The sequence below is a fragment of the uncultured Rothia sp. genome (assembly GCF_963544205.1).
In the GTDB taxonomy this organism is placed as follows: domain Bacteria; phylum Actinomycetota; class Actinomycetes; order Actinomycetales; family Micrococcaceae; genus Rothia.
In genome coordinates, this window is sequence record NZ_CAUUDY010000010.1 from 1 (window position 1) to 25454 (window position 25454).

Annotated in this window: 22 protein-coding genes and 2 tRNA genes; 16 read left to right on the forward strand and 8 right to left on the reverse strand. The window is 60.4% G+C overall.

Annotated features, from left to right (window positions below):
- Positions 1–278 precede the first annotated feature (278 nt).
- From RWZ58_RS06110 to RWZ58_RS06120, 3 genes are all read left to right on the forward strand, one after another.
- A complete protein-coding gene (locus RWZ58_RS06110; protein ID WP_314658018.1) occupies positions 279–731 on the forward strand; it encodes a hypothetical protein in 453 nt (150 codons plus the stop codon).
- 82 nt (positions 732–813) lie between these two features.
- Positions 814–1254 (forward strand): hypothetical protein, encoded by a 441-nt coding sequence (locus tag RWZ58_RS06115; RefSeq protein ID WP_298698948.1) that lies wholly within the window; start codon positions 814–816, stop codon positions 1252–1254.
- Positions 1255–1425: 171 nt separating this feature from the next.
- Positions 1426–1881: a hypothetical protein gene (locus RWZ58_RS06120; protein ID WP_314658020.1), complete on the forward strand. Its 456-nt coding sequence runs from the start codon at positions 1426–1428 to the stop codon at positions 1879–1881.
- Positions 1882–2024: 143 nt separating this feature from the next.
- Here the strand turns inward: RWZ58_RS06120 and RWZ58_RS06125 are convergent.
- Positions 2025–2112: transfer RNA gene (locus tag RWZ58_RS06125), tRNA-Ser, on the reverse strand.
- A 125-nt stretch (positions 2113–2237) separates the two neighbouring features.
- Here RWZ58_RS06125 and RWZ58_RS06130 point away from each other — a divergent pair.
- From RWZ58_RS06130 to RWZ58_RS06140, 3 genes are all read left to right on the forward strand, one after another.
- The gene (locus RWZ58_RS06130; RefSeq protein WP_049353994.1) at positions 2238–3248 is read left to right on the forward strand and encodes an NAD(P)H-quinone oxidoreductase; all 1011 of its coding nucleotides are present in this window, start codon (positions 2238–2240) and stop codon (positions 3246–3248) included.
- A 208-nt stretch (positions 3249–3456) separates the two neighbouring features.
- Positions 3457–3996, forward strand: a complete 540-nt coding sequence (locus RWZ58_RS06135; protein ID WP_314658021.1) for a dehydrogenase — start codon at positions 3457–3459, stop codon at positions 3994–3996.
- 311 nt (positions 3997–4307) lie between these two features.
- Positions 4308–5183 (forward strand): CoA ester lyase, encoded by an 876-nt coding sequence (locus tag RWZ58_RS06140; protein ID WP_314658022.1) that lies wholly within the window; start codon positions 4308–4310, stop codon positions 5181–5183.
- Between the two features lie 112 nt (positions 5184–5295).
- Here the strand turns inward: RWZ58_RS06140 and RWZ58_RS06145 are convergent, their stop codons facing one another.
- Positions 5296–5562, reverse strand: a complete 267-nt coding sequence (locus RWZ58_RS06145) for a hypothetical protein (RefSeq protein ID WP_314658023.1) — start codon at positions 5560–5562, stop codon at positions 5296–5298.
- Between the two features lie 106 nt (positions 5563–5668).
- Positions 5669–5743 (reverse strand) — tRNA-Thr (locus tag RWZ58_RS06150).
- A gap of 290 nt (positions 5744–6033) precedes the next feature.
- On the opposite strand from RWZ58_RS06150, the gene RWZ58_RS06155 reads away from it, so the two are divergent.
- Positions 6034–6804, forward strand: a complete 771-nt coding sequence (locus RWZ58_RS06155; protein WP_314658024.1) for a thioredoxin domain-containing protein — start codon at positions 6034–6036, stop codon at positions 6802–6804.
- Complete coding sequence (locus RWZ58_RS06160; protein WP_314658025.1) at positions 6804–7592, forward strand: fused MFS/spermidine synthase; 789 nt, start codon at positions 6804–6806, stop codon at positions 7590–7592. The genes RWZ58_RS06155 and RWZ58_RS06160 overlap by 1 nt, the downstream gene beginning before the upstream one ends.
- Positions 7593–7698: 106 nt before the next feature.
- On the opposite strand, the gene RWZ58_RS06165 is transcribed toward RWZ58_RS06160, so the two are convergent.
- Together RWZ58_RS06165 and RWZ58_RS06170 are read right to left on the reverse strand one after the other, a co-directional pair.
- Positions 7699–8673 carry an EamA family transporter gene (locus tag RWZ58_RS06165; RefSeq protein WP_314658026.1) on the reverse strand — a complete coding sequence of 325 codons (975 nt, stop codon included), beginning with the start codon at positions 8671–8673 and terminating at the stop codon, positions 7699–7701.
- A 161-nt stretch (positions 8674–8834) separates the two neighbouring features.
- Complete coding sequence (locus tag RWZ58_RS06170; protein ID WP_314658027.1) at positions 8835–9896, reverse strand: EamA family transporter; 1062 nt, start codon at positions 9894–9896, stop codon at positions 8835–8837.
- Between the two features lie 271 nt (positions 9897–10167).
- Between RWZ58_RS06170 and RWZ58_RS06175 the strand changes: the two genes are divergently transcribed.
- Positions 10168–11049 (forward strand): di- and tripeptidase, encoded by an 882-nt coding sequence (locus tag RWZ58_RS06175; RefSeq protein ID WP_314658028.1) that lies wholly within the window; start codon positions 10168–10170, stop codon positions 11047–11049.
- A gap of 102 nt (positions 11050–11151) precedes the next feature.
- On the opposite strand, the gene purB is transcribed toward RWZ58_RS06175, so the two are convergent.
- Positions 11152–12585 (reverse strand): adenylosuccinate lyase, encoded by a 1434-nt coding sequence (gene purB / locus RWZ58_RS06180; protein WP_294642218.1) that lies wholly within the window; start codon positions 12583–12585, stop codon positions 11152–11154.
- Positions 12586–12876: 291 nt separating this feature from the next.
- On the opposite strand from purB, the gene RWZ58_RS06185 reads away from it, so the two are divergent.
- The 6 genes from RWZ58_RS06185 to RWZ58_RS06210 all read left to right on the forward strand — a co-directional run bounded on the left by RWZ58_RS06185 (position 12877) and on the right by RWZ58_RS06210 (position 21280).
- Positions 12877–13470 carry an ABC transporter substrate-binding protein gene (locus RWZ58_RS06185; RefSeq protein WP_314658029.1) on the forward strand — a complete coding sequence of 198 codons (594 nt, stop codon included), beginning with the start codon at positions 12877–12879 and terminating at the stop codon, positions 13468–13470.
- Between the two features lie 19 nt (positions 13471–13489).
- Complete coding sequence (locus RWZ58_RS06190) at positions 13490–15793, forward strand: extensin (protein WP_314658030.1); 2304 nt, start codon at positions 13490–13492, stop codon at positions 15791–15793.
- Between the two features lie 232 nt (positions 15794–16025).
- Positions 16026–17153 carry a histidinol-phosphate transaminase gene (locus RWZ58_RS06195; RefSeq protein WP_314658031.1) on the forward strand — a complete coding sequence of 376 codons (1128 nt, stop codon included), beginning with the start codon at positions 16026–16028 and terminating at the stop codon, positions 17151–17153.
- Between the two features lie 402 nt (positions 17154–17555).
- Complete coding sequence (locus RWZ58_RS06200) at positions 17556–18722, forward strand: thiamine pyrophosphate-dependent enzyme (RefSeq protein WP_314658032.1); 1167 nt, start codon at positions 17556–17558, stop codon at positions 18720–18722.
- 2 nt (positions 18723–18724) lie between these two features.
- The gene (locus tag RWZ58_RS06205) at positions 18725–19711 is read left to right on the forward strand and encodes a transketolase C-terminal domain-containing protein (protein ID WP_314658033.1); all 987 of its coding nucleotides are present in this window, start codon (positions 18725–18727) and stop codon (positions 19709–19711) included.
- Between the two features lie 99 nt (positions 19712–19810).
- On the forward strand, positions 19811–21280 hold the full coding sequence (locus RWZ58_RS06210) for a dihydrolipoamide acetyltransferase family protein (RefSeq protein WP_314658034.1): 1470 nt from the start codon (positions 19811–19813) through the stop codon (positions 21278–21280).
- Between the two features lie 159 nt (positions 21281–21439).
- Here RWZ58_RS06210 and RWZ58_RS06215 read toward each other — a convergent pair whose 3' ends face one another.
- Positions 21440–22543, reverse strand: coding sequence for a hypothetical protein (locus tag RWZ58_RS06215; RefSeq protein ID WP_314658035.1), 1104 nt, complete (start codon positions 22541–22543; stop codon positions 21440–21442).
- Positions 22544–22576: 33 nt separating this feature from the next.
- Positions 22577–23239: a sugar O-acetyltransferase gene (locus RWZ58_RS06220; RefSeq protein ID WP_314658036.1), complete on the reverse strand. Its 663-nt coding sequence runs from the start codon at positions 23237–23239 to the stop codon at positions 22577–22579.
- A 296-nt stretch (positions 23240–23535) separates the two neighbouring features.
- Here RWZ58_RS06220 and RWZ58_RS06225 point away from each other — a divergent pair, with 296 nt between their 5' ends.
- The gene (locus tag RWZ58_RS06225) at positions 23536–25314 is read left to right on the forward strand and encodes a long-chain-fatty-acid--CoA ligase (protein ID WP_314658037.1); all 1779 of its coding nucleotides are present in this window, start codon (positions 23536–23538) and stop codon (positions 25312–25314) included.
- Positions 25315–25454: the final 140 nt, after the last annotated feature.

Sequence of the window (25454 nt, forward strand, 5' to 3'; positions counted from 1 at the left end):
GGTCAGACGATAGCCACATCCCTTCTCAAACATTTGCGCTGCCTGCTCCCGAAGCGAACGATCATGTCTTAATCCCAGATTTATAGACATGAAAAGCCTCCCGTTTCCTGGACTTTATTTTTGATGTCCAAGAAACGGGAGGCAGTTCAATGGTGAGGTGCGGGGCTTTGCTGTATGTATGCCGTGTGTTTCCTGGATTGAGCCCGACATGCTTGTTTCCCTGATGGGGAGAGTCTAGGGTGAAGTTAACACCCCTCGCGTGTGGAATGTGAAAGGTCGTGGATGCGATGTCGCAGCTGCCCCAAAACAATGAAGCCTTCGATTACAACCCCGAATACGCCAAGCTATACCAGGAAGATAACAACGAGCAGTCTAACCCGGATACTTCTGACGAACAGCTACTACCCGCCAATGAGTCTCCGGGTGATTTTTCAGATCAAGCGGCGGGTAAAAGGGCAGCGAACTTCTCCCTACTTTTTGGCTTCCTCAGCCCGCTGTCTTTCGTTCTAGGGTGCTGGTCTCTTGTCCGAGGTCTTGAAGAAAGTGCTCCGCAGATAGCTCTCCTTGCCCCAATCCTGAACATCCTGGGTATCTGGCAGGGGTTCGTGGCACGCCGGTACGGTACGCGTGCCAGCGGTGGCCTGATTCTCAACGGGCTGGGGCTATGCATTTTCATTGGTATCGCCGCCCTCATCCTGCTGATTGTGAACGCCTTGTCAGGCATCAACTAACGACGCCGGCTCGATAGTGAGCCCAGATGCTCTCCCGAGTCGATAGACACGTAACACCCGGTATTGAAAGGTTGTGGATGCGATGTCGCAGCTACCCCAAAACAATGAAGCCTTCGATAACACCCCTGAATACGCCAAGATCTACCAGGCGAACAACAGCGTGCAACCCAGTGCTGACGATAGGGACGAATGGCAGCAACCTGCGAGCGAGCAACCTTCCGACGCGCAGAGGACACAAGCCGGTGAAAAGGCCGCTAACTCCTCCCTGATGTTCGGCTTCCTCGGACTGATGGCTCTCTTCCTAGGAATTGGTTGCCTTGCCAATGGCCTTGCAGCTGGTATAGTCATAGCCTTTGTTGCGTCATTCCTGAGCATCTTAGGTATCTGGAAAGCGTTCGGGGCAAGAGAGTACGGTGTCCCCGCCACCGGAGGTCTAATCCTCGGCATAGCAGGGATCATCATTGACCTTGCTATCATCGCCCTCATCTTATTGATTCTGCAGGCTTTGTCAGGCATCAACTAACGACGCCTCCGGCAACCCGAATTGGTGTACGCAAGAGCCCCGCTCCTCGCGTTGAGGAACGGGGTTTTGCTATATATGCCGTATATCTCGTGGATTGGTCCTGGCAGGCTTGTTCCCGCGGTGGGGAAGGTTTAGGGTGGGTTTAGCATCTGTGTCGGTACGTGAAAGGTTGTGGATGCGATGTCGCAGTTACCCCAAAATAATGAAGCCTTCGATAACAACCCCGAATACGCCAAGCTCCACCGGGGAAATAACAACGGGCAGCCCAACCATGGCGCCCCGGGTAACCAGCCACTACCTACGCGTCAGTTTTACCCGAGCTACCCGAGGAATATCGTCGGACCCACAGGCATCCTGGAAGAGGGACGCAAGTTGGCTCAACGGTCACTAACCTTTGGCATCATCAGCATGGTGCTTATCCTCGTAACGTTCTGGGTGCCCTACAGCCTTCTCGGATCTTTTATTCTGAGCATCCTGGGAATCATGTCTGCGCGAGATGCGGAACGTCGCGGTGCACCGGCAAAAGCGGGGCGTATCCTCTGCTGGATTGGTGTGATTCTGCCCATCGCCCTGTCAGTCCTGGCGGCTATTACCCTGCTGGTGCTTGTTTTCACCTTGAAGGGATAGCGTCGTAACCGGCTTAGGAAGTTTGGAGTGCCGAGAGCCGAATTTGTGGTCTTTCGTATTTGATATGCAAAGAGCCCCGTTCCTCATGTTGAGGAACGGGGCTCTTTGCACTCCACACATGAGGCGGAGCAGAAGCTATAACGCGGATGGTAAGGGATTTGAACCCTTGAGACGGGGTTACCGCCTACTGGTTTTCAAGACCAGCTCCTTCGGCCGCTCGGACAACCATCCATGCACTCCAGAGACCGGCATTTTATGGCAATACCGTGCCGCAGGGCACTAAGAGATTATCGCACGTTGTATGCTTTCTGTAAATCGCGCACCGACGATGGTGCTTCCAGCAATGAGGAGGACTCATGAGAGCAATTATCGAGAATAGTCACGGTGGACCTGAGGCTCTGACAATCACCAAAGTACCCGCCCCCGTGCCCCGCTCCCATGAAGTTCTCATCCGTGTTCACGCCGCCGGAATCAACCGCGCCGACGCTCTGCAGCGCCGCGGATTCTACCCGCCGCCCGCCGGTGCGAGCGCTATCTACGGCCTCGAAGTAGCCGGCGTTATCGAGGCGGTCGGTGAGGGTGCCTCTGTGGAGAACCGTGGCACTTCCGTTATGGCGCTGCTCGCCGGAGGCGGCTACGCCGACTACGTGACCGTGCCGGTCGACCACGTGCTACCCGTGCCGGAACAGTTGAGCTTTGTCGAGGCCGCTGCCATTCCCGAGGTCGCGGCAACTGTCTACTCGAACCTGGTGCTCACCTGCGGTATGAGTATGAACCCCGCCGAAAACCTCAAGGAAGACGGCGAACCCGCGGTGGTCCTCGTACACGGTGGTACCGGCGGTATTGGTGTGCACGCCATCCAGTTGGCGCTCGCCGCCGGTACTCGCGTGTTTGCGACCGTCAGCACCGAGGAAAAAGCCGAATATGTGCGCTCACTAGGTGCGGAACCCATTATCTATACCGAACATTCGTTCCGTGAAGTCCTGCTGGCTGAAACTGGCGGACGCGGCGCCGACTACATCCTCGATGTCGTGGGTGGAAAGTACCTGGACGACAACCTGCACACTCTCGCCGACGGTGGCCACCTGTGCATTATTGGTCTGATGGGAGGCGCCAAGGCAGAAGCGAACCTGGGCTACATGCTCTCCCGTCGCCTGTCGGTGCACGCCACGAGCCTACGCACCCGCTCCGACCGGCAGAAGGCTGAGATTCTGCGCGGTGTGCGCGAGAACGTGCTACCGCTGATTGAATCCGGCAGGATCGGTGTGGGGCTCGACCGTGTCTTCGATATGGAGGAGGCAGCTGCCGCCCACGAGTACTTCGACTCGGGTCAGCATCGCGGCAAGATTGTGCTGCGCATGCTGTAGGGGTGGTGCCCCCGCGTTACTGCGCTGGAGCGGTGCGCGGGGTGACCTCTATGTGCAATATATGCTGAACTATCTGCTGACATCTCGTCACTAAAAGAGATTTAGGGTAACCTAAGTATAGGGAGGTTTGCGGGTCGCCGCAGAGCCCAACACGGGCAGCCTCCACTGACCAACAAACACGGCACACACACCACGCAGAGGAGGGCATATGGGGCTCAAAAGCTACCTGCAATCGCGCCGCGACGACGCCGAACTAGGTAAAGGTATCTGGCGCCGATCCCACGACCGGTTCATCCGCGGCATTGACCGCTTCCACCAGGTCCTCGAACGCCTGGCGGCAACCGACTCGTCCGCCCCTATGATTGAGCTCATCGTGCCGGACGCAAACACGCTCGCAGACCTGATTCCGCGCGTGCGCGCAGTCGCTATGGAGGCGCACCGCCTCGCCCCCAGCGACGGCGATATTCCCGCCTCCCCGTTCGGCACCTACTCGGATTTGAACCGTGCCCTCTCCAAGGCGGGTAACGCGGTGGCTCTCTGCGCTGAGGCGCTCGCCATGGCACGTTGCTTCGGCGAATGCGCTACTGGATGCGACCGCCAGGTGAGCGTACACCGCCGCGTTGAGGCCGTGGTGCAGCACATTGAGGATGCAGAGCGTCTGATTCAGCGTGCCCAGAAGGAAGCCGCCGGCGAGCTGACCTTTGATGACGGAATCCCCGTGGGACGCACCGAACTCGTCGAAGCCTAACACCAATCGCGTGACCCGCCCGCAGCACCCAAACCGGACGTTGCGGGCAGGCTCATTTAAACCGCCCACCGTGCCGCGTCCGCCAGATGAACACGGCCAATCTGAACGGTGCCGAGAGGGCGGGTTAGTTTGATGTGCACCTCAACAGGCGATACGCTTAAAGAAGGGGTGTAGGACACTTCTTATGCGGTTCCGTCACAATGGAGGTGACGACACAATGCGATGGTACGCGCGGAAGAACCGCAGGCTTTTTCCTGCCCCTCTACGGCACAACCTAATGCACCAATAATTCACGGAAGAAGTCACACACCATGTTTGAATTCCACCGCAACGAGCGCGCACGCCAGCTGCGCCCCAGCCTCTCTCGTTCCTGGCTCCTCGTGCGCGCCAACTCCACTGAAGAAGTTTTTGAAGAGGCCTTCGAATCTGAGGCTGACTCCATCATCATCGACCTTGAAGACGGCTGCCCGCCCGAAGAGAAGGACGCAGCCCGCGAACAGGTCGTCCGCATGCTCAACTCCGGCGTGGTCGCATGGGTGCGAATCAACGCCATCACCACCGAACACTGGTGGAAGGACGTCAAGGCCCTCAAGAACGTGAAGGGCCTGCGAGGCGTCATGCTCGCCACCGCAGAGCACGCCACCGACATCGACCGCACCGCAGCCGAGCTGCCCGCCGGTACCCCCATCATCGCGCTGATTGAGTCTGCACTCGGCGTGCACCACTCCGTCGAAATTGCCCGCGCAATCGGCACCTTCCGCCTCGCATTCGGCGCAGGCGACTACCGCCGCGACACCGGCTCCTCCGCAACCCCCATGGCGCTCGCCTACGTGCGTTCGCAGCTGGTCATCGCCTCCACCCTGGGTGGTCTGCCCGGCCCCATCGACGGCCCGACCCTCGGCGCGTACGGCGGCGACCTCTCCAAGGCGTGCGGCTTCGCAAACGACCACGGCATGACCGGTAAGATTACCCTGGACATCCGCCAGACCGAGACCATCAACGCGGCATTCTCTCCGAGCGAGGTTGAAATCGAAGAAGCACACCAGATGCTCGACGTGCCCCTCGACGGCCCCCGCGACGGCTCCTACCTGCCGCGTTACCTGCGTGCAAAGAAGGTCAAGGAACTCGCCAAGGTCTACGGACTGTGGGGCAAGACCGACAGCGACTTCCAGCGCGCATCCAAGTAAGGCGCTGGTCTAAAGTACACGCGTAAAAAGCCGCGCATCCGAACCCCGAACGGGGAACCGGATGCGCGGCTTTTGTATGCTCTAAAACCTCTGGCGCGCTACAACTTAGATGCTAGTTGCGGGGTGACTTACCGCCCGTCAACGCATGAGCACACACATACGAAGTTACCAAAGAAATCACAATCGGCACCAAGAACGAGGTGTCATCCTCATACACGGAACGGTAGAAGAACCACACCGCCAGGGAAATCACCAACGCCAGCACGTACACCAGCGCAAAACGCATCGTGGCGCTCATCGGACGGGAAGAACCCGCAGCGGCACGACCACCCTGCGCACGATTCTGCAAACGCTGAGTATTTGAGGAGTGAGAAGACACGAGAATCTCCTAAAAATCGACGGTGACATCTCTCAAGACAATGACATCTCTCAGATGCTAAAAACCGCCGCAACACACCGGAAACCGGCACGCGTTACGGCGGATGTGGAGCCCCCAGTGGGATTCGAACCCACGACCTTTTCTTTACGAGGGAAATGCTCTACCCCTGAGCTATAGAGGCACATATGCTGTCATCCGTAGCCGCCCGAAAGCAGTCGACGAACAGTGCATACCCCGCAATAGTACCAAAAAGGCGGGGGAGAGGCTAATTACTTTCAGCACCGAGACCACAGGCGCAAGTGGGCGCCAGGGATCCTATGGCGTGCACTGCATTCACCCCACAAACCCGCCCGCAGATAGGGAATGTTCAGGGCAGAGGCATACAATAAACCCTGTAACCACGGCGGCTGACAGCACCTCACAGTGCACATCAACCACAAACCAGCCCGCCACCCGTAGAGAGGAACCACCATGACTTCACCCCTCAACCGCCGCACCCTGCTGCTGGGCGTAGTACCCGCCGCCGCACTGGGCCTGAGCGCATGCGGTTCCAGCTCCTCCCAGCCCTCCGCATCGGCATCTGCAAGCGGTTCGGCGAGCGCATCCGCAAGCACCGCCGCTACCTCGGCAAGCGCCTCCGCGAGCGCTTCGGCATCCGCTGACCCCTCGGCTTCGGCTACTGCTTCGGCAACCGCCGATGACGGCTACGTCGGTTACCGCCTCAACCGCGAAGTACCCGGCGCAGGCACTGCAACCCTGTACACCGACTACCAGTGCCCCTACTGCGCCAAGGCAGAACCCAAGTTTGAAGAAGCCGCCAAGAAGCTCGACGGCGTGCTGAACGTGACCGTGCGCCACATGCCGCTGAACATGCACGCCAACGCCGTGCCCGCCGCACTTGCCGTAGAGGCCGCCGAGGCGCAGGGCAAGCATCTTGAAATGGCGAACAAGCTCTTCGCTACCCAGAACGACTGGAAGAACATCAAGGAACGCGATAAGCTGCGCACCCTCTACAACGACTACGCCAAGGAACTGGGCCTGAACGTCGAAGAATTCGATAAGGTCCTGCTCGCCTCCGACACCGTCAAGCCCATTCAGCGCGACTACGAGCACGCCGTGAAGATCGGTGTGAAGGGCACCCCCACCTTCGTCGTGAACGACAAGGTCGTTGAGGGCCTGGATTCGTCCTCCTCGGTGGATGATCTGGTCAGCACCTTCAAGCGTGAAGCCGGCGTGAAGTAGTGGCGCACATTCAGCTCTCCGGCGGTCAGCGCGCCGAAATCCACCCCGACGGGTTCAGCGACCACGGCTACGTCCTCGAAATCGGTGGCGCCGAGCAGTCCCACGTGGATGTGCAGAACCCCGACTACGTGTTCTACGAGTACCTGCGCCGCATCGCGAACACGGTGGATGCGCTCGCACCCGCCGGCGAACCCGTCACCGCCGCGCACCTGGGCGCCGGTGCGCTCACCCTCGTGCGCTATATTCAAGCGACCCGCCCCGGCTCCCGCCAGGTTGCCGTGGATATTGAGCCCGAGCTCATGGGCTTCGTGACGGACCGCCTGCCGCTACCCGCCGGAACCGACTGCCGGTTGGTGGTAGGGGATGCCCGCGAACAGCTGGCGAACCTGCCCGAACGGCTGGGCGTGGACGGCTTCGATGCGATCATCCTCGACATCTTCACCGGCATGGACGCACCCGCCCACCTGGCAAACCGCGACTTCTACCGCGAACTCAAGGATGCCCTGAGCGAGCGCGGCATGGTCGCCATCAACGTGGGTGACGACGCGGGCCTGCCCTTCTTCCAGCTGCAGGCAACCGCCATGCTGGAAGTCTTCGACCACGTGTGGTGCCTGTGCGAAAGCTCCATGCTCAGCGGGCAGAATGAGGGCAACCTCGTGCTGGTTGGTACCGCCCGCGAGCTGGATGAGGACACCCAGGACTGGCTGTACGCGATGGGCCCGCATCCGGCGGAGGTGCTCACCACCGATGAGCTGCGCGACCTGCTGGAAGAGCTGGCTGAGAGCTAAATCTGACATGCAAAATCGTTGAGGCGGGTACCGACCGGGTACCCGCCTCAACGGTTTTCTGTATGGGTTTTCTGCCGGTCTGGATGCGCCGGCGGAATTTTGGTTTTTACTCGGGTAGCGGCATGGGAACGGGGTCCTTGCCGTTATCCTTCTGCTTGGGGGAACCGCCCTTCGTGGTGGTCAGCGTAATACCCACACTCGCGGTCATCAGCAGGAAAATCGCCACCCAACGAATCGGGCCGGTCTCCTGATTCAGTAGCGCCCAACCGGCAATCGCCGCAATGGCGGGCTCCAAACTCATCAGCACACTAAATACGCGTTCCGGCAGGTTGCGCAGAGCCATCAGCTCCGCGCTATAGGGAATCACCGAAGCGAACAAGGCAGTACCAAAAATCATGAGGAGTAGCATCGGATCCTGCGCCGCATTCCAAATCGGCTGAGGCGCCGGAACAACCGCCGCCACCGGGGCGATAAACGCAGCACCAACGAGCATCGCCACCGCCAGGCCGCTCGCACCCGGAACCAAGGCACCCACCTTTGCGCTAGAGCGGATATACAACGCCCAGAACACGCCAGCAATCAGGGCGAACGTCAGACCCAGGTAATCGGTATCCTTACCGACCGCCGCCTCATAACCGAGCACCAACATGCCCGCCAGGGCGCAGAGCACCCACACCGCGTCACGGAGCCTGCGGGTCAGCATAGACGCCAAAGCCAGCGGGCCCAAGAACTCCACCGCCACCGCCAAACCAATAGGGATGCGGTCAATAGCGCAATAGAAGAAGCCGTTCATCAGACCGAAAGTCATACCGAAAATAACGACGGCACGCCACTGCTCCTTCGACCAAGACAGCGCACCCGGTGGCATGTCGCCGCCGCGGCGGGCACGCCAACGGGCAGCCAACCACACGGCGCCACCGACCACGATAGAGGCAATGGCCAGGCGGCTGACGCTAATAACCAGCGCACCAAACAGCGGGAAAAGAGTGACCGCGAAGGCGGCACCGAACTGCAATGAGGAGCAAGACATCAGCACAAACATGATGCCCAGCGCTGGGCGTTGGTGGGTGGTATGCGACAAGGTTCTCCTCCCAGTGCCTCATGATGAGGCGGTGTTTCGTGATGTGCTTGCGTGTTGTGCTACGCGGCCACAAAGAAAAAGCACCCCGGGCAACACGAGATACTATCCTACTCGTGACCCGGGGATGCTAGAAACAGTTGACGCGGCTAAAGCTCAGTCGTCTAGAGGCCTTTCGCCTCACGGTCAGCCTTAATCTGCTGAGCCGACGGGAGCGTAATGGAGCTGGTCGCCATCTGCGCAATATCCACGCCGTGGGCATCCACCGCACCGGGCAGGTAACGATCGGGATCCTCCATAGTGCCCTCCTCCTGTGCCTTCTTCTGCGCACGGGCGTGAGAAATTGAAATGCCGATACTCGCAGCCACCAGCAGAGCAATAGCAGCCCAACGAACCAGGCCGGTCGCCTCACCAAGCACCACAATACCCACAGCCGCCGCAATCGCAGGCTCCAGGGACAACACCACGCTATAAATATGCGCGGGCAGCAGGCGCAGGGAAGAAACCTCACCCAGCGCCGGCAGGGCAGAAGCCAACAGACCCATCAGGCAGCCAATAGCCAGCAGGTTCACATCCTGAGTGACCTTCAACAGGTTATTGCCGCTCAGAATAAACGGGAACGGCAGAACCAGCAGGGTCGAAACAGCGTTACCCATAACCATGCCACCCATACCCGGGATCAGCGCGCCCACCTTCTCCGTCGCCAGGATGTAGGCGGCACGAGAAATAGCGGTCAGCACCGCAAAGAACACACCCACCAGGGCGAAATCCTCCGGCTTAGCCTGCGACTCAGCAGTCAGAATCGCCATGCCCGTAAAGGACAGCGCAATCCACACCAGGTCCAGCTTGCGGCGCGACATAACCGTCGCCAGCACCAGCGGACCCATAAACTCAATGGCCACCGCAATCGCCAGCGGAACCTGCTCAATCGCCACATAGAAGAACGCATTCGCACCCGTCAGCGCAATACCCATGACAATGACCGTCAGCCACTGTTGGCGGGTCCACGAACGAATCTGCGGGCGGAAAAACGCCCACATCAAAATGGTGGAGGTCAGCAGGCGCAGAGTGACCACGCCCCAGGGGCCCAAATCGCCCATGAGCTGCTTGGCAAGAGCCGCACCGAACTGCGCCGAAATAATCGCGCCGGTCGCGTACGCAACACCCAGCCCCTGAGTCGTCAGGGGAGAACGCGCAGCATCGGGCGTATGGGTGGAAGAAGTCATAGCAATCCTTATAGTCCAGAAGAGGTATTAGCCGCTATCTGTCATCAGGCGCGACCCGGAATCGTCGTGAAACAGGTCACGCACTATGCAAACAATGAATAGTGTGTAATCTAGGACAATTTTACGCGCTTTAAAAATGGGCGCAAATAATGACCAAAACACCCTAACCAACCGCACACCACCCGCACGCCCTCGGAGAAATTTCACTCCCAAACCCCACCACAACCCCCATATTCAGGAAATATTCACCCAGCCGTGATTTACTGAGAGCATGCTTGACCCGAAGAAGTCTCTATTCGATGAAGACGGCAACCCCCGTCCCGCGCTAACCACCACCCTCGACAACGTACTGCGCATGCAACGACCGCTCGCGCTGTCCATCGTCAAAAAACTCCGTGAAGCGCACCCCGACGAAACCCCCGAACAAATCCACAAGCGCCTCGACCGCACCTACCTGCGCGACATCACCGCCATCGGCGGCGTCACCGGCGCATCCGCATTCGTACCCGGCGTAGGCACCGTCACCTCCATGAGCCTGTCCGCGCTCGCAGTCGGCGGCTACCTCGAACGCACCGCCCTCTACGCCCAGGCAGTCGCAGAACTGCACGGCGTGCACGTACACGACGCCGAAACCGCCCGCTCCATGGTCATGGCAATCATGCTCGGTGACGAAGGCTCCCAGCTCATGAACACCGTGCTCCTGCAGACCGGTAAGGCAAGCGGCGTCTCCAACAAGTGGGGCATGCTGCTCGGCAACTCCTCCGGCGGCAAGATGTTCAGCGTCGAGCGCACCATCCGCAATATGTTCATCCGCCGATTCCTGACCCGCCAGACCGGTGCACTGCTCGGCCGCGCCCTGCCCTTCGGCGTCGGCGCAGTCGTGGGCGGCGGCGCGAATCTGAGCCTCGGCAAGGACGTTGTTCGTAACACCCGCCGTGCCTTCGGCGACGCACCCGCCTACTTCCCCGCAGAGCTCATGATTACCCCGCGCGCACCGCGCGTACAGGGCGGCGAAGGTCCGGAAAGCTCCTCCGGCGTGGCTGGCGCCCTCCTCAAGGGCGTCAAGGACGCAGGAAAGGCGGCAGGCAAGGTCTTCACCCGTGGCAAGGGCAACGACACCGAAACCGGCCACCGCCGCATGCTCGGCCGCTAAACCCGCTGGCTGGCAAACAGAGCAAAGACCCAACACACTAAAGACCCCGGCTCCCCAAACACAGGGAACCGGGGTCTTTAGTTTTTAATCCTTTGCTACGGACTAAGCGTTCTTCGCGTGATCGAGCAGCTGAGCCGCAATACCGTTATAGGTGTGCGGAGTCAGAGCCGACAGACGCGCCTCAGCCTCGGGGGAGAGACCCAGAGTAGCCACGAACTCCTTCAGACGAGCTGCATCCACGCGGTGACCGCGAGTCAGCTCCTTCAGACGCTCGTACGGGTTCTCCATGCCGGGAACACCCGCGATAGCCTCAGCGCGCATCACCATCTGAATTGCCTCAGCCAGGACCTCCCAGTTGGAATCCAGATCAGCGGAAATCACGTCGGTCGCGATATCCAGACGCTGCAAGCCCTTCACCACGTTAGAGATAGCCAGAACCGAGTGACCAAACGCCACACCAATATTGCGCTGCGCCGACGAGTCAGTCAGGTCACGCTGCCAACGAGAAGTCACCAGAGTCGAACCCAGCGAATCCAGCAGAGCGTTGGACAGCTCCAGGTTAGCCTCCGCATTCTCAAAACGAATCGGGTTCACCTTGTGCGGCATAGTCGACGAACCGGTCGCACCAGCCACCGGAATCTGACGGAAGAAACCAATCGAAATGTAGCTCCACACATCGGTGCAGAGGTTGTGCAGCACGCGGTTGAAGTGCGCGATATCCGAGTACAGCTCGGCCTGCCAGTCGTGCGACTCAATCTGAGTGGTCAGCGGGTTCCAAGTCAGACCCAGGTGCTCCACAAAACCACGAGAAATCTTCTGCCAATCAGCGCTCGGCACCGAGGCGTAGTGCGCGGCGTAAGTACCGGTCGCACCATTAATCTTGCCGAGGAACTCGGTCGCCTTCACGTGCTTGACCTGGCGCTTCAGGCGATAGGCGAGCACGCCCATCTCCTTGCCCAGGGTGGAGGGGGTCGCCGGCTGGCCGTGAGTGCGGCACAGCATCGGCACGTCGCGGCCGTCCTCAGCCAGCTTCAGCAGAACATCAATCAGCTCCTCCGCAGCGGGGATCCACACGTTCTCAACGGCGTCCTTGATACCCAGCGCGTAGGAGAGGTTGTTAATGTCTTCAGAAGTGCAGCCGAAGTGAACCAGCGGCACCAGGTGACTCAGGCCCAGGCCCTCCAGGCGGCGACCAATGTAGTACTCGACCGCCTTCACGTCGTGAACGGTGACAGCCTCAATCTCAGCCAGCTCCGCCACAGAATCAGCGTTGAAATCGGTAACGATGGCGCGCAGGCCCTTCTTCTGCTCCTCGCTCAGCGGGGACAGACCCGGCAGCACCTCGTGCTCGCACAGGTAAATGAACCACTCAACCTCAACGTGGATGCGGTCGCGGTTCAGAGCCGCCTCAGAGAGGTAGTTGGTCAGGGGCGCGGTCACGGATGCGTAGCGTCCGTCCAGGGGGCCCAGCGCAAGTTCGCCGGTGCCCAGGTCAATACGGCCAGAAGGCAAGAAGGTGTTATTGGTGTGAGACATAGCTCTATTTTTGCATGAATTCGCTGAAAAAAAGAGGCGGGAAGAGCATGTGGACGTGACGGGCGGCTTGGTTAGTTACAGAAATATGACAAAACGAGGGGACGCGGAGGGGGAATTTTTTGGGTTTTGAGGACGCAAAACGTGCGAATTTTTCGAAACAAGCCTGAGTTATCCACAGGTTGGCGCACTCCACCTGCACGGTCACCGCGGCAGATTTAGCCTAAAACAAACCCAAACACAGGACAGAAATAGGCGCACAAACAACCAGCCCAACCACCGAAAGGACGCTCCGTGACCACGATCGTCGACACCGCACCACCACCCGTACCCCAGCTGCCCCGAATCGAACCGACCGATATCCTCCGCGCAGCAGGACACATGGGCATCGGCACCGCCGCCGGCCACGCCCTCGCCGAGCAACTCATGGCAGCCGCCGCGCTCGCCCGCGCCAAAGGCGCAGAACTCTCCCACCGGATGCGCACCGAAGCCCAAGAAATCCGCACCGCACACCAACGCGCCAACGAACTCAACGGCGACCACTGGGCATCCGAAGCCGGACGCGCCTACCGGCGACAACTTGAAGAACACCGCGAAAAAATCCGCAACCAAGCCGAACAAGCCGAAAGCGCCGCCGCCATGATTGCCGCCGCCGGCGAAGAACTCGCCAACGACCTCACCACCAAAGCGCAGGCAATCGAAGCCGCCGCCTCCGCCGTAGATAACCTACTCGGCAAGCTCGCAGACGGTGCCGCCGACATCCTCGAAAAACTCAACCCCGGCGAAATTATCGCCAAATCAGGCGTGCAAAAAGCCCAGTCAGCGCTCGATTCGCTCATGCACGTGAACCTGCCCGACGGGCTGAGCTCCCTCATCCGAACCCAATAATCTCACCCTAGGAGACACCATGATTACCGGACCCACCGTTGCGCCCATCGGTGACCTCGCCGACTCCGCAGGGCCCACCGCAGGCACCATCAGCGTTGAGCTCGAAGAAATGCCCGCCATTGCCGACGGCCTCGATGTCGTCAGCCGCACCTGCGCCGACCGCACCATGCCCATTCTCGGCATCGCCACTGAAACTCGTCTCTTCCTCGGAATCAACGGACGCGCCCAGCAGGCTGCCGCCCTCTGCACCGGCCTCGCCACAGACCTCGGTATGAGTGCCGCAAAGTTCGGCGCAACCGCAGCCGCCGTCCGTGTAGCTCACAGCTCCTACCTGCAGGTTGAAAACACCGTCGCAGGCTGGTTCGAATCCATGGGCATCGCAAAGGACGGCAAACTACCCGACGGACGCAGCACCCGAGACCACTTCCGCGGACTCATTGCTGGAGAACCCGGCGAAGCTAACTACCTCTTGAAGCTCACCATTCCCGAGCTTGGGTACTTCTCGGCCTATTGGGTATTGCCTCATTCACCTGTAGTGGCAGCCATTATCTTCGGCTTCACTGCCTACATGGATGCCAAATGGAATCCCGAAATTGCTCGTCAGCGAGCATTTGACCGCCTTGCAAGCATGTTTGGCATTCCGCGCGGACTTCTTGCTCGAAAAGCCATAAGACTTGGCGTGTTCAAACTTGCTGGAGGCAGCCTCATCAAGGCTACCGGGTATAAAGCTCATAACGTACGTACTACCTCAGCTGATGAGTACGGCATAGCGGCGCATCGTGGCGAGAAAAGCCAGCTCTCTGTGGGCGCCAGCTCGGATCGCCTGCAGGCGGCTGCTAAGGCACAGGATCAGGAATTTGAGCGTTCTCAGCAGGACCCGACTAAGGGTGAACGCGGTGCCGTACTTGTCACCGTTATGTACGAAGCAGGACACGAAGGCGACCCTGCCTATGCCCTATATGTGGTGAGTATCCCGGGTACCAACTTTGCGTCCTGGGGCGGTTCTCCCATGGACCCGGCAGGTGCCGTGCGTGAAACCTTGGGTACAGATACTACGAGGAACTCTGCCTACCAGATGGTTTTGCAGGCTCTACGTGATGCTGGAGCACCTCAGGGCGCTCGTGTGTACATGGAGGGTTTCAGCCAGGGTGCCATGATTGCCTACAACATGGCTAATAGTCTCGAGGTTGCCAAGGAAATTAACATCGTGGGCATCTATGCTCAAGGTACTCCGCTACGAGGCTTGCCTGCCAAACGCCGTGGCTTCGCCGTGGACTATGTAGAAGGCGAAGGTGATATTGTTCCGGATAGTGCACTGAGGGATGAGGGAGGCTGGCGTCCTGACGACCGTGATACAGCAATCACCGTCCAGAACCCCGTACATGATGGTGGAAAATACCGAGAAGCCCTAGAACGCGAGGGGCATAGTAACGCGGTGTTTGGTGGCATGCGTGCGGCAATGGACGGCAAAGAGTATGTGCTGGGAGAGCAGAAGGTTACCTCGGGCTCCGCCATGCCAGACGGGTACAGCTCGGTTGAACGAAAGGGCGTAACGACCGAACGCCTAGGATTCTACCTTGCCCAAGCCTACAAATCGGGGGTCAAGATTGACGAGAAGGGCATAGATGAAGCGATTATTCAAGGAACGGACGGTAAGGTTAGGGGCCTTCAGGACGCCAAAGATAAGGGGGAAAAAATCAAACAAGGGGCTAAAGACGCATGGGAGGCAGGCAAGCCACGCCTCCCTCACTCCGAACCGAAGCCTGCATGGCCCGAAATGCCAGTGCCGCAGATGCCCAAGGTGCCCCTCCTGCAGGGATACAACCCGCAGCATCTGCCGCCCGCCATCAATATGCCGAGCGACCTGAGCCGCCCCGAGCCTGCCCCCATCAAGATGCCCGGGGACCTGAGTCGTCCGGAGCCTGGGCCCATCAAGATGCCCGATCGAATCGAGGCAGAGGGGCAGCTACCCCCTGCAGGTCTGATTCCGCCGGACATTCTGCCCAAACCTGCAGATCTGCATACGCACATCGAAAAGGCTGTTACTCAGCCATTCATCGAGCAATTGCAGCTCCCTAGTGTGGGTTCTGCTCTCAAGAATCCTCCAATCTTCCAATCCGGACAGGGCGGAGATTACGACGGCGGTGAGTCGCTCATCCCCACTCTGCCGGACCTGAAACCTGCGCCCATGCTCCCGCCCAAGAGCATTGACCCGGGATTCCTCGCACCAACTCCGCCCGAGAATATCGATCCCGGGTTCCGCGCACCAGGCCCTCCCGAGGACCTGACTCCCCTCGAGGAGCGTGAACCCCTGATGGTCTAAAAGCCCAATCTCAAGAACCAATCTTGACGGCTCGGTGGAGGGTGGAGGGGACGAGTAGAGTAGAGAAGAGAAGAGGGGCGCCGCCGGTCCAATACCCGGCGGCGCCCCTCCATCTATGCGTACAGCGCTCGCGGCTAGTCTCTGCTACCTGCACAGGTACAGCTTGCTCGCGACCTGCTCTCCAGGTGAGAAGCGTTAGCCTCCGAGCCGCCCGCAGGCACATACTGGAAGCATGAGCCAGTCAGCTGAACACGCCAACATCCCGGTCCGCCCCGTCTTCAACACCCTGCCCAGCTACGCGGCAGGCAAGCCGCCCGCACCCGTTGAAGGCCTCACCCAGTACAAGCTCTCCTCCAACGAGAACCCGCTGGGCCCCGTACCCGAGGTTGCGCGCGTCCTCGCAGAATTTGCGACCGCGCACCGCTACCCCGACCCGCTCTCCACCGCCCTGCGACAGAAGCTCTCCGCACGACTGGGTGTGGACGCTGACGACATCGTCACCGGTGCCGGTAGTCTCGGCGCGCTCAACCAGATTCTCAAAACCTTCGCCGGCGTAAACGCCGACGGCGTTCAGGACGAAGTCATCTACGCCTGGCGTTCCTTCGAGGCGTACCCGATCCTTGTCGGCATCATGGGCGCTCGCAGCGTGCAGGTGCCGAACCTGCCCGACGGCTCGCACGACCTGGACGCCATGGCCGCCGCCATCACCGAGCGCACCCGCCTGATTCTGGTCTGCACCCCCAACAACCCGACCGGCCCCGCCGTCACCGAGACCCAGATTCGTGCGTTCCTGGCGAAGGTGCCCTCCCACATTCCCGTGGTGATTGATGAGGCGTACTTCGAATTCTGCGCTGCCTCCACCGTGCAGGAGGGTGAAGAGCCTCCGCTGAACGGCCTGGATATCTACTGTGACTACGAGAACGTCATCATTCTGCGCACCTTCTCCAAGGCGCAGGGCCTGGCGGGTCTACGCGTGGGCTACTCGATTTCGCATCCGCAGATTACGCAGCACCTGCGCGTGGCGGCGACCCCGTTCGCGGTGACGGCGCTGGCGGAGGCGGCGGCTATCGCCTCCATCGAGCATGAGGATGCGGTGATGGAGCGCGTGAGCCACCTGGTCTCTGAGCGTGAGCGTGTGACCGCCCGCCTGCGCGAGCTGGGCTACGAGTTCCCGAGCACTTACGCAAACTTTGTGTGGCTACCCCTGGGGGAGCGCACGGGTGAGTTCGTGCAGCTGATGGCTGAGCATGCACTGTCGGTGCGTGCGTTTGGTACCGAGGGTGTTCGCGTGAGTATTGGCGAGGTGGAGGCGAACGACCGTTTCCTCTCCCTCTGCGAGGTCTTCGCGAAGGGCCTCTAGGGTCTCTCATAGAGGAGTGCGGGTACCCACCCGGCTCTAATTGAACAATGTACTATTTTCCCTAGTCGAGGTTCGTTTGGGCTCTTCAAATGGTTCTCGCGTGAGAAAAATGGCGGCTCGAAAAAGCGCTTAATGGCTAAACTAAACCTCCCATATATTCCTGTAAAAGAATATACGGGAGGTTTAATTTAATGATGTTCAAATAGTGAATGACAGGGCACAATACACTGCGTTATCAGCGTAACTGCCGCGAGATAAAGCCGAAAAGAGTAGACTGGTAACTATATATGCCCAGACCCTCACAGGCCTACCGGAACACCTCAAACCCTGCACCATCAGGTGAACGTTGAGACTAAAACCCAAGCCGCTGAGGGCCAAGCCCTCGTCATGTGTGGAGGTTAGATGCACGAGAACGACAAGTACCCGGGAGTGCCCGAACGCATCCAGCTCATGGATGAAAACGGCACCGTACACGAACACCCCACCTACAGCCGGTACATCGAAGACGTCAACGCAGACACCCTGCGCGAGGCATACCGCCTCATGTACACCACCCGCCGATTCGACGACGAGGCAACCGCCCTGCAGCGCCAGGGCCAGCTCGCCCTCTGGGTGCCCAGCCGAGGCCAGGAAGCCGCACAGATCGGCTCCGCACTCGCATACGCACCCAACGACTACATCTTCCCCTCCTACCGTGAGCACGCCGTCGCCCTGGCGCGCGGCGTGGACTTCCGCGACCTGATTACGATTTTCCGCGGCTCCACCACCCACGGCTGGGACATGAAGGCGCACAACTTCCACACCTACACCAAGGTGCTTGCCGCTCAGACTCTGCACGCCGTCGGCTACGCCATGGGCCTGAACTTCGACGCCGACATCGAAGCTGAAACCGGCACCCGCCCCACCGGCCAGGGTCAGGCAACCGACCCCGCCGAAGACAAGCAGAAGCCCGCCGTGGCGGTCTACTTCGGTGACGGCTCCTCCACCGAGGGTGACGCACACGAGTCCATGGTTTTTGCCGCCTCCTATAACGCGCCGGTGCTTTTCTTCGTGCAGAACAACCGCTGGGCTATCTCCGTACCCTTCGAGGTGCAGTCCCGCGTGCCGGTGTCCACCCGCGCGGCAGGCTACGGCTTTGAAGGTATCCGCGTGGATGGCAACGACGTTCTTGCCGTGCTTGCCGCAACCCGCTACGCCATGGAAAAGATTCGTGCCGGTGAAGGTCCCGTGCTGATTGAGGCTGAGACTTACCGCCTCGGCCCGCATACCACCGCGGATGACCCCACCAAGTACCGCACCGACGCCGACCTTGAAGGTCCGCTGCACCGCGACCCCATGATTCGCCTCGAGAAGCACCTGCGCGATAACGGTTATGCTGACGACGCCTTCTTCGAAGAGGTTGCAGAATCCGCTCAGCAGGTCGCAAACGGCGTGCGTGAGGCAGTGCTGAACTCCGAGGTTGCCGACTTTGAGCATTTCTTCGACCGCGTCTACGCGCAGGAACACCAGCAGGTGGAAGACGACCGCGAGTTCTACCGCACCTACATTGCAGGCTTTGAGGAGGAGTAAGCATGAGCGAGAAAATTGAACGTTTGACCCTCGCCAAGGCCATCACCCGAGGCCTGGAAGACGCTATGGAAGCCGACCGCACCGTCGTCATGCTCGGTGAGGATATCGGCAAGCTCGGCGGCGTGTACCGTGTGACCGAGGGCCTGCAGGCGCGCTTCGGCAACCGCCGCGTTATGGATGCGCCTCTGGGCGAGTCCGGTATTATCGGCACCTCGATCGGTATGGCGCTGCGCGGCTACCGCCCCGTGCCGGAGATTCAGTTCGACGGCTTCGTGTTCCCCGCGTACAACCAGATCACGAGCCAGCTGGCGAAGATCCACAACCGTACCGATAAGCAGTACACGGTGCCGGTGACCATTCGTATTCCGTACGGTGGCGTGATTGGTTCGGTGGAGCACCACTCCGAGTCCCCGGAGGCACTGTTCGCCCACACTGCGGGCCTGCGTATTGTGACTCCCTCGACTCCGCACGAGGCGTACTGGATGACCCGCAAGGCGATTGAGTGCCCGGACCCGGTCATTATTTTTGAGCCGAAGCGCCGCTACTGGCTCAAGGGCGAAGTGGACTTTAGCGATACTTCCTTTGACCCGTTCAGCGCCCAGGTGGTGCGTGATGGTACGGACGCGACCATCGTTGCGTACGGCCCGCTGGTGCCGGTTGCTCTGGCTGCCGCAGAGGCCGCGGTTGAGGATGGTCGTTCGATTGAGGTCATTGACCTGCGCTCGATTTCGCCGCTGGATGTGCCGACTGTTGCCGCTTCGGTAGCGAAGACCGGCCGCCTGATTATTGCTCACGAGGCGCCGACCTTCGGTGGCATGGGCGGCGAGCTGGCGGCGGCTGTTACGGAGCGTTGCTTCTACAGCCTGCAGGCGCCGGTGATTCGCGTGGGCGGCTACTACATGCCGTACCCGGTTTCTCGCGTTGAAGAAGAGTACGTGCCCGATATTGACCGTATTCTTGAGGCGGTTGACCGCGCTTTTGACTACTAGGCATGCCCTGATTTGACGTATCAGCGTGTTGCGCTATGGCGGGTTGCAAGCCCGCACAGAATATTCCGTATAGGGTATATACCCTAGTGAGAGGTAAAAATGTCCCAGATTTTCCCGCTCCCTGACGTGGGTGAAGGCCTGACCGAAGCAGAAATCCTCAGCTGGAAGGTAGCCGTCGGCACCGAGGTCGCCATCAACGACGTGCTGGTCGAGATTGAGACCGCGAAGAGCGTCGTGGAACTGCCCTCGCCCTTCGCAGGCACCGTTGAGGCACTGCTCGTTGCCGAAGGTGAAACTGTTGAGGTGGGTACCCCGATTATCAGTATCTCCGGCGGTGACAACGCACCCGCAGCACCGGCTGCACCTGCCGCGGCAGAGACTGAATCCGGAACCGCGCTGGTCGGCTCCGGCCCCAAGGCGGATGCGGTGAAGCGTCGCGCCCGTAAGCGTCCCGCCTCCGCAAATCAGCCTGCACAAGCTCCCGCGGCACCGGCTGTTCAGGCACCGGTGGCGCATACTCCTGCCGACCCGGTGAACCGCAACCAGGGCCTGCTGAGCGAGTTGGCTGAGCGTGCCTCCCGCTTTGTGGAGAACAGCCCGCTGAACTCGATGGTGCAGCGCCTGTCGCACGAACCCGCGGCTGCGGCGCCGGCACCGACCCTGCCGCCCGAGCAGGTTCCGCACCGCCCGACCCTCGCGCCGCCTCCGGTGCGCCTTGCCGCAAAGGAGCTGGGTGTTGACCTGGCGAACGTGACTGCTACCGGTGCGCGTGGCCAGGTGACCAAGCAGGACCTCATGAACTATGTGGCGCACCTGAGCGATGTGCAGCATAGCGGCGCCCGCCAGCCGTTCTGGCAGCCCGCAGTCACCCCCGGTGACCGCATTGAGCGCATTCCGGTGCGTGGTGTGCGTAAGGCAACCGCGAAGGCGATGGTTTCTTCGGCGTTTAGCGCCCCGCACGTGTCCATCTTCGTGGACGTTGATGCCTCCCGCACCATGGAGTTCGTGAAGCGCCTGAAGAAGTCTCGCCACTTTGAGGGCGTGAAGGTCACCCCGCTGCTCGTGCTTGCCGCCGCGGTAATTTGGGCTGCTGAGCGTAACCCGCAGGTCAATGCGACCTGGACCGACAGCGAAATCCAGATTAAGCACTTCATGAACCTGGGTATTGCTGCGGCGACCCCGCGCGGCCTGATGGTTCCGAACATTAAGGACGCTCAGGAGCTGTCCCTGCGTGAGCTGGCTGTTGCGCTGAATAACCTGACCACCCGCGCCCGTGAGGGTAAGACTCAGCCTGCTGAGATGGCGAACGGCACCCTGACCATTACGAACATTGGTTCGCTGGGTATTGATACGGGTACCCCGATTATCAACCCGGGTGAGGTTGCGATTGTTGCCTTCGGTACGATTAAGCAGAAGCCGTGGGTGGTTGACGGTGAGGTTATTCCTCGCTGGGTGACGACCCTGGGCGGCTCGTTCGATCACCGCGTGGTGGATGGTGACCTGTCGGCTCGTTTTATGGCTGATGTGGCTGCGATTCTTGAAGAGCCTGCACTGCTGCTGGACCACTAGGCGGCATGTTTCGGCTGGTCAGCGTTTTATCGCTGGGTAGCTGAAGCTGCTTAGGATACAGATTTAGATAGAGAAAACCTCCGGCACCTTGTCACAAGGTGCCGGAGGTTTTCTCTATGGTTTTATTCCTATCGCAACGAGGCGCAGGTGCTGAGAAGCCTAGGCGTCCTCGCGTGCCACCTGGTCGTTCGGATACTTGTCTACGCGGCGGTGGTACAGGCGTCCGCACAGGCCGCCGAGGATAGCGCCGAGGAAGCTCAACGCCAGAACCAGCAGAACCGCCAGCAGACCGTTCGCGAAGTCACCCGCAATCAGCTTCTGCAGGGACAGGGACGCAACACCGTTCTGGAACAGCTGAGGCGCCAGGAAGGTCGCCAGGGATCCGAGGATGAGCGCCATAATCTGCCAGAGCCACACGGCGATGCCCTGCTTTGCGCCGGCGAATCGTGCCATACGGCCCGCCGCGTAACCGCCCACCAGGTAGGCAAAGAAGATGAGCACACTCAACGCCACCGCGACCGGCACTGCGTTTGATGTGCCGCTGAAGAGGCGGGAGACCACCGAGGCGTACTCGATGGACTCGCTCTGACCGGTCAGGGTCAGCCACGACTGGATAGCCCACAGGCCACCGTCCATGAGGGAGATGGTAATCAGCCAACCGAGCAGGCCGGGCAGCAGGTGCATGCGGGAGTAGCGGCTCTTCTGCATGGACAGCGCGGTTGCGGCGGTGAGGATGGGTTCTGCACCCGCCGCACCGGCATCACCGGCGGGAGTGGGGATGACGAAGTGGTCATCATCCGCCGGATTAGCCTGCTGGGCACTGGGTGCCGCATGGGCGTTGCTGGGTGCGGGCACCTCGTAGCTTGCCGCAGCGGTAGGAGCGGTAGAAGCATTACCGCGTACGTTGTCCGCGCTGGGAGCTGCAGGCTTGTCGAGCCAGCTGAGGTTGTCGGTAGCAGGTTCACCCAAGTCAGCACCGGAGTCTGCACTTTGAGCGGCGCTGTTTGCGGAGAGGAGCGGCTGGGTTGCGGGAGCCGCCTCGGTGAGGGGACGGGTCGCATCCTGCGAGGACTGCGCAGAGGACTGAGCCGAAGAGACCGACTCACGCGCCTTTTCGTGGGCGCGGCGTGCGGCGTTCAGCTCCTCATCGGTCAGAACCACGGTGGGGTCGTCGGAGGAGAATGCCGCCTCCCACAGGTCACTTTCGGTGGGAGTGGACGCCGCGGTCGGGCGCTGCTGCGGGGTGTTGTTCTGTGCGTTCATTAAATCCTTTGGATTCTAGTCCTGGGTGCTGATTTAGCGGTTGCGGTCAGCGTAGAAGGCGCGTGCTTCTTCCAGGGCTTCTGCGGAGTAGGTGTGCGGGTACGCCGGGCGTTCGTTCTCGTCCAGGGTGCGAACCACGCGGCCGGGGTTGCCGACGACCAGGGAGTTAGCCGGGACGTCCTTGGTGACGACGGTGCCCGCACCGATCACGGAGTTCTTGCCGATGGTCACGCCGCCCAGGATGATGGCGCCGCCGCCAATCCAGACGTTGTCTTCAACCGTGATGGGCTTGCCACCTTCCCAGTATGCGGCGCGGTCGACGGGGTTGAGCGGGTGGGTGGGGGTGAGGAACTGTACGTTGTTGCCGACGAGCACGGTGGAGCCGATGCGGATCGGGCAGACGTCCAGGAATACGCAGCCGAAGTTGAAGAAGGAGCCGTCACCAATGTAGGTGTTCACGCCGTAGTCGAAGCGTGCGCCGGGGCGGATGTGCGAGTGCTCGCCCAGGTGGCCGAGGTGTTCACGGTAGACGTGCATTGCCTGTGCCTGCTCGCCGCGTGCGTAGTGTTCTTCGGCGAGGATGGTTGCAGCGTGGATGCGCTTGTACTGCGCGGAGCATTCGGCGTCGGGCATGTAGGCGGCGCCGGAGACCATGCGGTTGAAGATGTCGCCGTTGGGGCGCTGCGGGGTGTGCATTAGTGGGCTCCTCCCAGAAGGTAAGCGAGTGCGATGATGGCCATTCCGAACAGGATGACGACTCCTCCGGCGATTGCGAATCGTTTGGAAATTTCGCGGAGGAGCTTCTTGAACTGTTCGTCAGTGATGTCTTGCTGTCGTTTACTCATGCTTTAAGTATCCCAGAGTTGCGGGGTTCTGCCTTAGTGTTTCGGTGTTTATTGCGGTATCTGGGGCGGGTGTACCGTGTGATTTTCAGCGTGGAAAGAAACGGTGCTGAGTTGAAGCCTGCGGGTGCGGGAAGGCACAATCATTGCATGACTGAGGCTCAGAAGAACACGAACCTGCAGGATGCGGCGGCTCCTGCATCCCCCGCTGGCGCATCCGCTGGTGTAGCTGCTGGTGCGCATCCGTTGGCGCATCGCCCCTGGTTGAAGAACTATACGCCGTGGACTGCTCGCGATATTGAGCTGCCTGAAACCTCGCTGAGCCACCTCATTGACGAGGCGGTTCGCACCGTACCGCATAAGGTTGCGCTGGAGTTCTTTGGCGCGACCACGACCTACGCTGAGCTGGGCGACCAGATTGAGCGTGCGGCGGAGGGCCTGCGTGTGGCGGGTGTGCAGGCGGGTGACCGTGTGGCGCTGATTCTGCCGAACTGTCCTCAGCATATTGCGGCGTTTTACGCGATTCTGCGTTTGGGCGCGATTGTGGTGGAGCATAACCCGCTGTATACGGGCGCGGAGTTGCGCCATATGTTTGAGGATCACGGCGCGAAGGTCGCGATTGTGTGGGATAAGATCGCTTCGCATATTACGGGTCTTCCGGCTGATATCCGCCCGAACCATATTTATTCGGTGAACATGATTTCGGCGATGCCTGCGCTGATGCGTACCGCGCTGAAGTTGCCGTTGAAGAGTGCGCGTGCTTCGCGTGAGAAGCTGACGGGTCCCGCTCCGGGTACGGTGCCGTGGTCGCATCTGCTGAAGAGCGACCGTATTGATCCTGCGCATCGCCGCCCGACCGCGCACGATATTGCGTTGCTGCAGCACACCTCTGGCACGACCGGTCTGCCGAAGGGTGTGATGCTCACGCACCGCAACCTGGAGTCTAATGGCCGCATGGGTGAGGCGTGGATTAACCCGGGTGATGACGAGGTGATTTACTCGGTTCTGCCGCTGTTCCACGCGTACGGTATGACCCTGGGTGTGACGATTGCGTCGCTGTGCCGTGCCCGCTTGGTGCTGTTCCCGACCGTGGACATGGACCTGATTTTGAAGGCGATGAAGAAGACCCGCCCGACTATTCTGCCTGCGGTTCCGCCGGTGTACCGCCGCCTGCTGGATGAGGCGAAGAAGCGCGGTATGTCCCTGGAAGGTATCCGTTACGCGGTGTCCGGTGCGATGAACCTGCCGCCTGAGCTGGTTGCCGAGTGGGAGGAAGCCTCCGGCGGTTTCATGGTGGAGGGCTACGGTCTGACCGAGTGTGCCCCGCTGGTGTCCTGCAACCCTCTGAATGACACTCGTCGTGCCGGTTTTATTGGTGTTCCGTTCCCCTCCACCGATATTCGCGTGGTGGACCCGGAGACCGGCGAGGACGTGCCCGAGGGCGAAGAGGGCGAGCTGTGGGTGAAGGGCCCGCAGCGTTTTGCCGGCTACTGGAAGCGTGAAGACGAGACCGCGAAGACCATCACCCCCGAGGGTTGGCTGCGTACCGGCGATATTGTGCGCCTGGACGAGGACTACTTCATCCAGATCGTTGACCGCATCAAGGAGGTCATCATCACCGGTGGCTTCAACGTCTCCCCGACGGAGGTTGAGGTCGCCCTCAAACAGCACGACATGGTCGCGGATGCGGCGGTGGTCGGTATTCCGCTGCCCGCCGGTGGCGAGATGGTGGTCGCCGCTGTGGTTCCCGCCCCGGGCCGCGTGGTGCAGGAACACACCCTGCGTGAGCACTGCTACTCGAAGGTGACCCGCTACAAGGTTCCGCGCCGCATCGTGGTGGTGGATGACCTGCCCCGTTCGATGCTGGGTAAGGTTCTGCGCCGTAAGGTGCGTGAGCAGCTGATTGCTTCGGGTGAGTTCGATCAGTAGGCGCTAGCGGCTCGCTGATTGCCCGTTTTATGAACGCCGGCTTGGGTTTTTGTACCCTTGCCGGCGTTTTGTGTGTGCCTGAATACACCGGCAATGACATCGTCAATGACGCTTTGTGACCTGGAAATAATCACCGCATG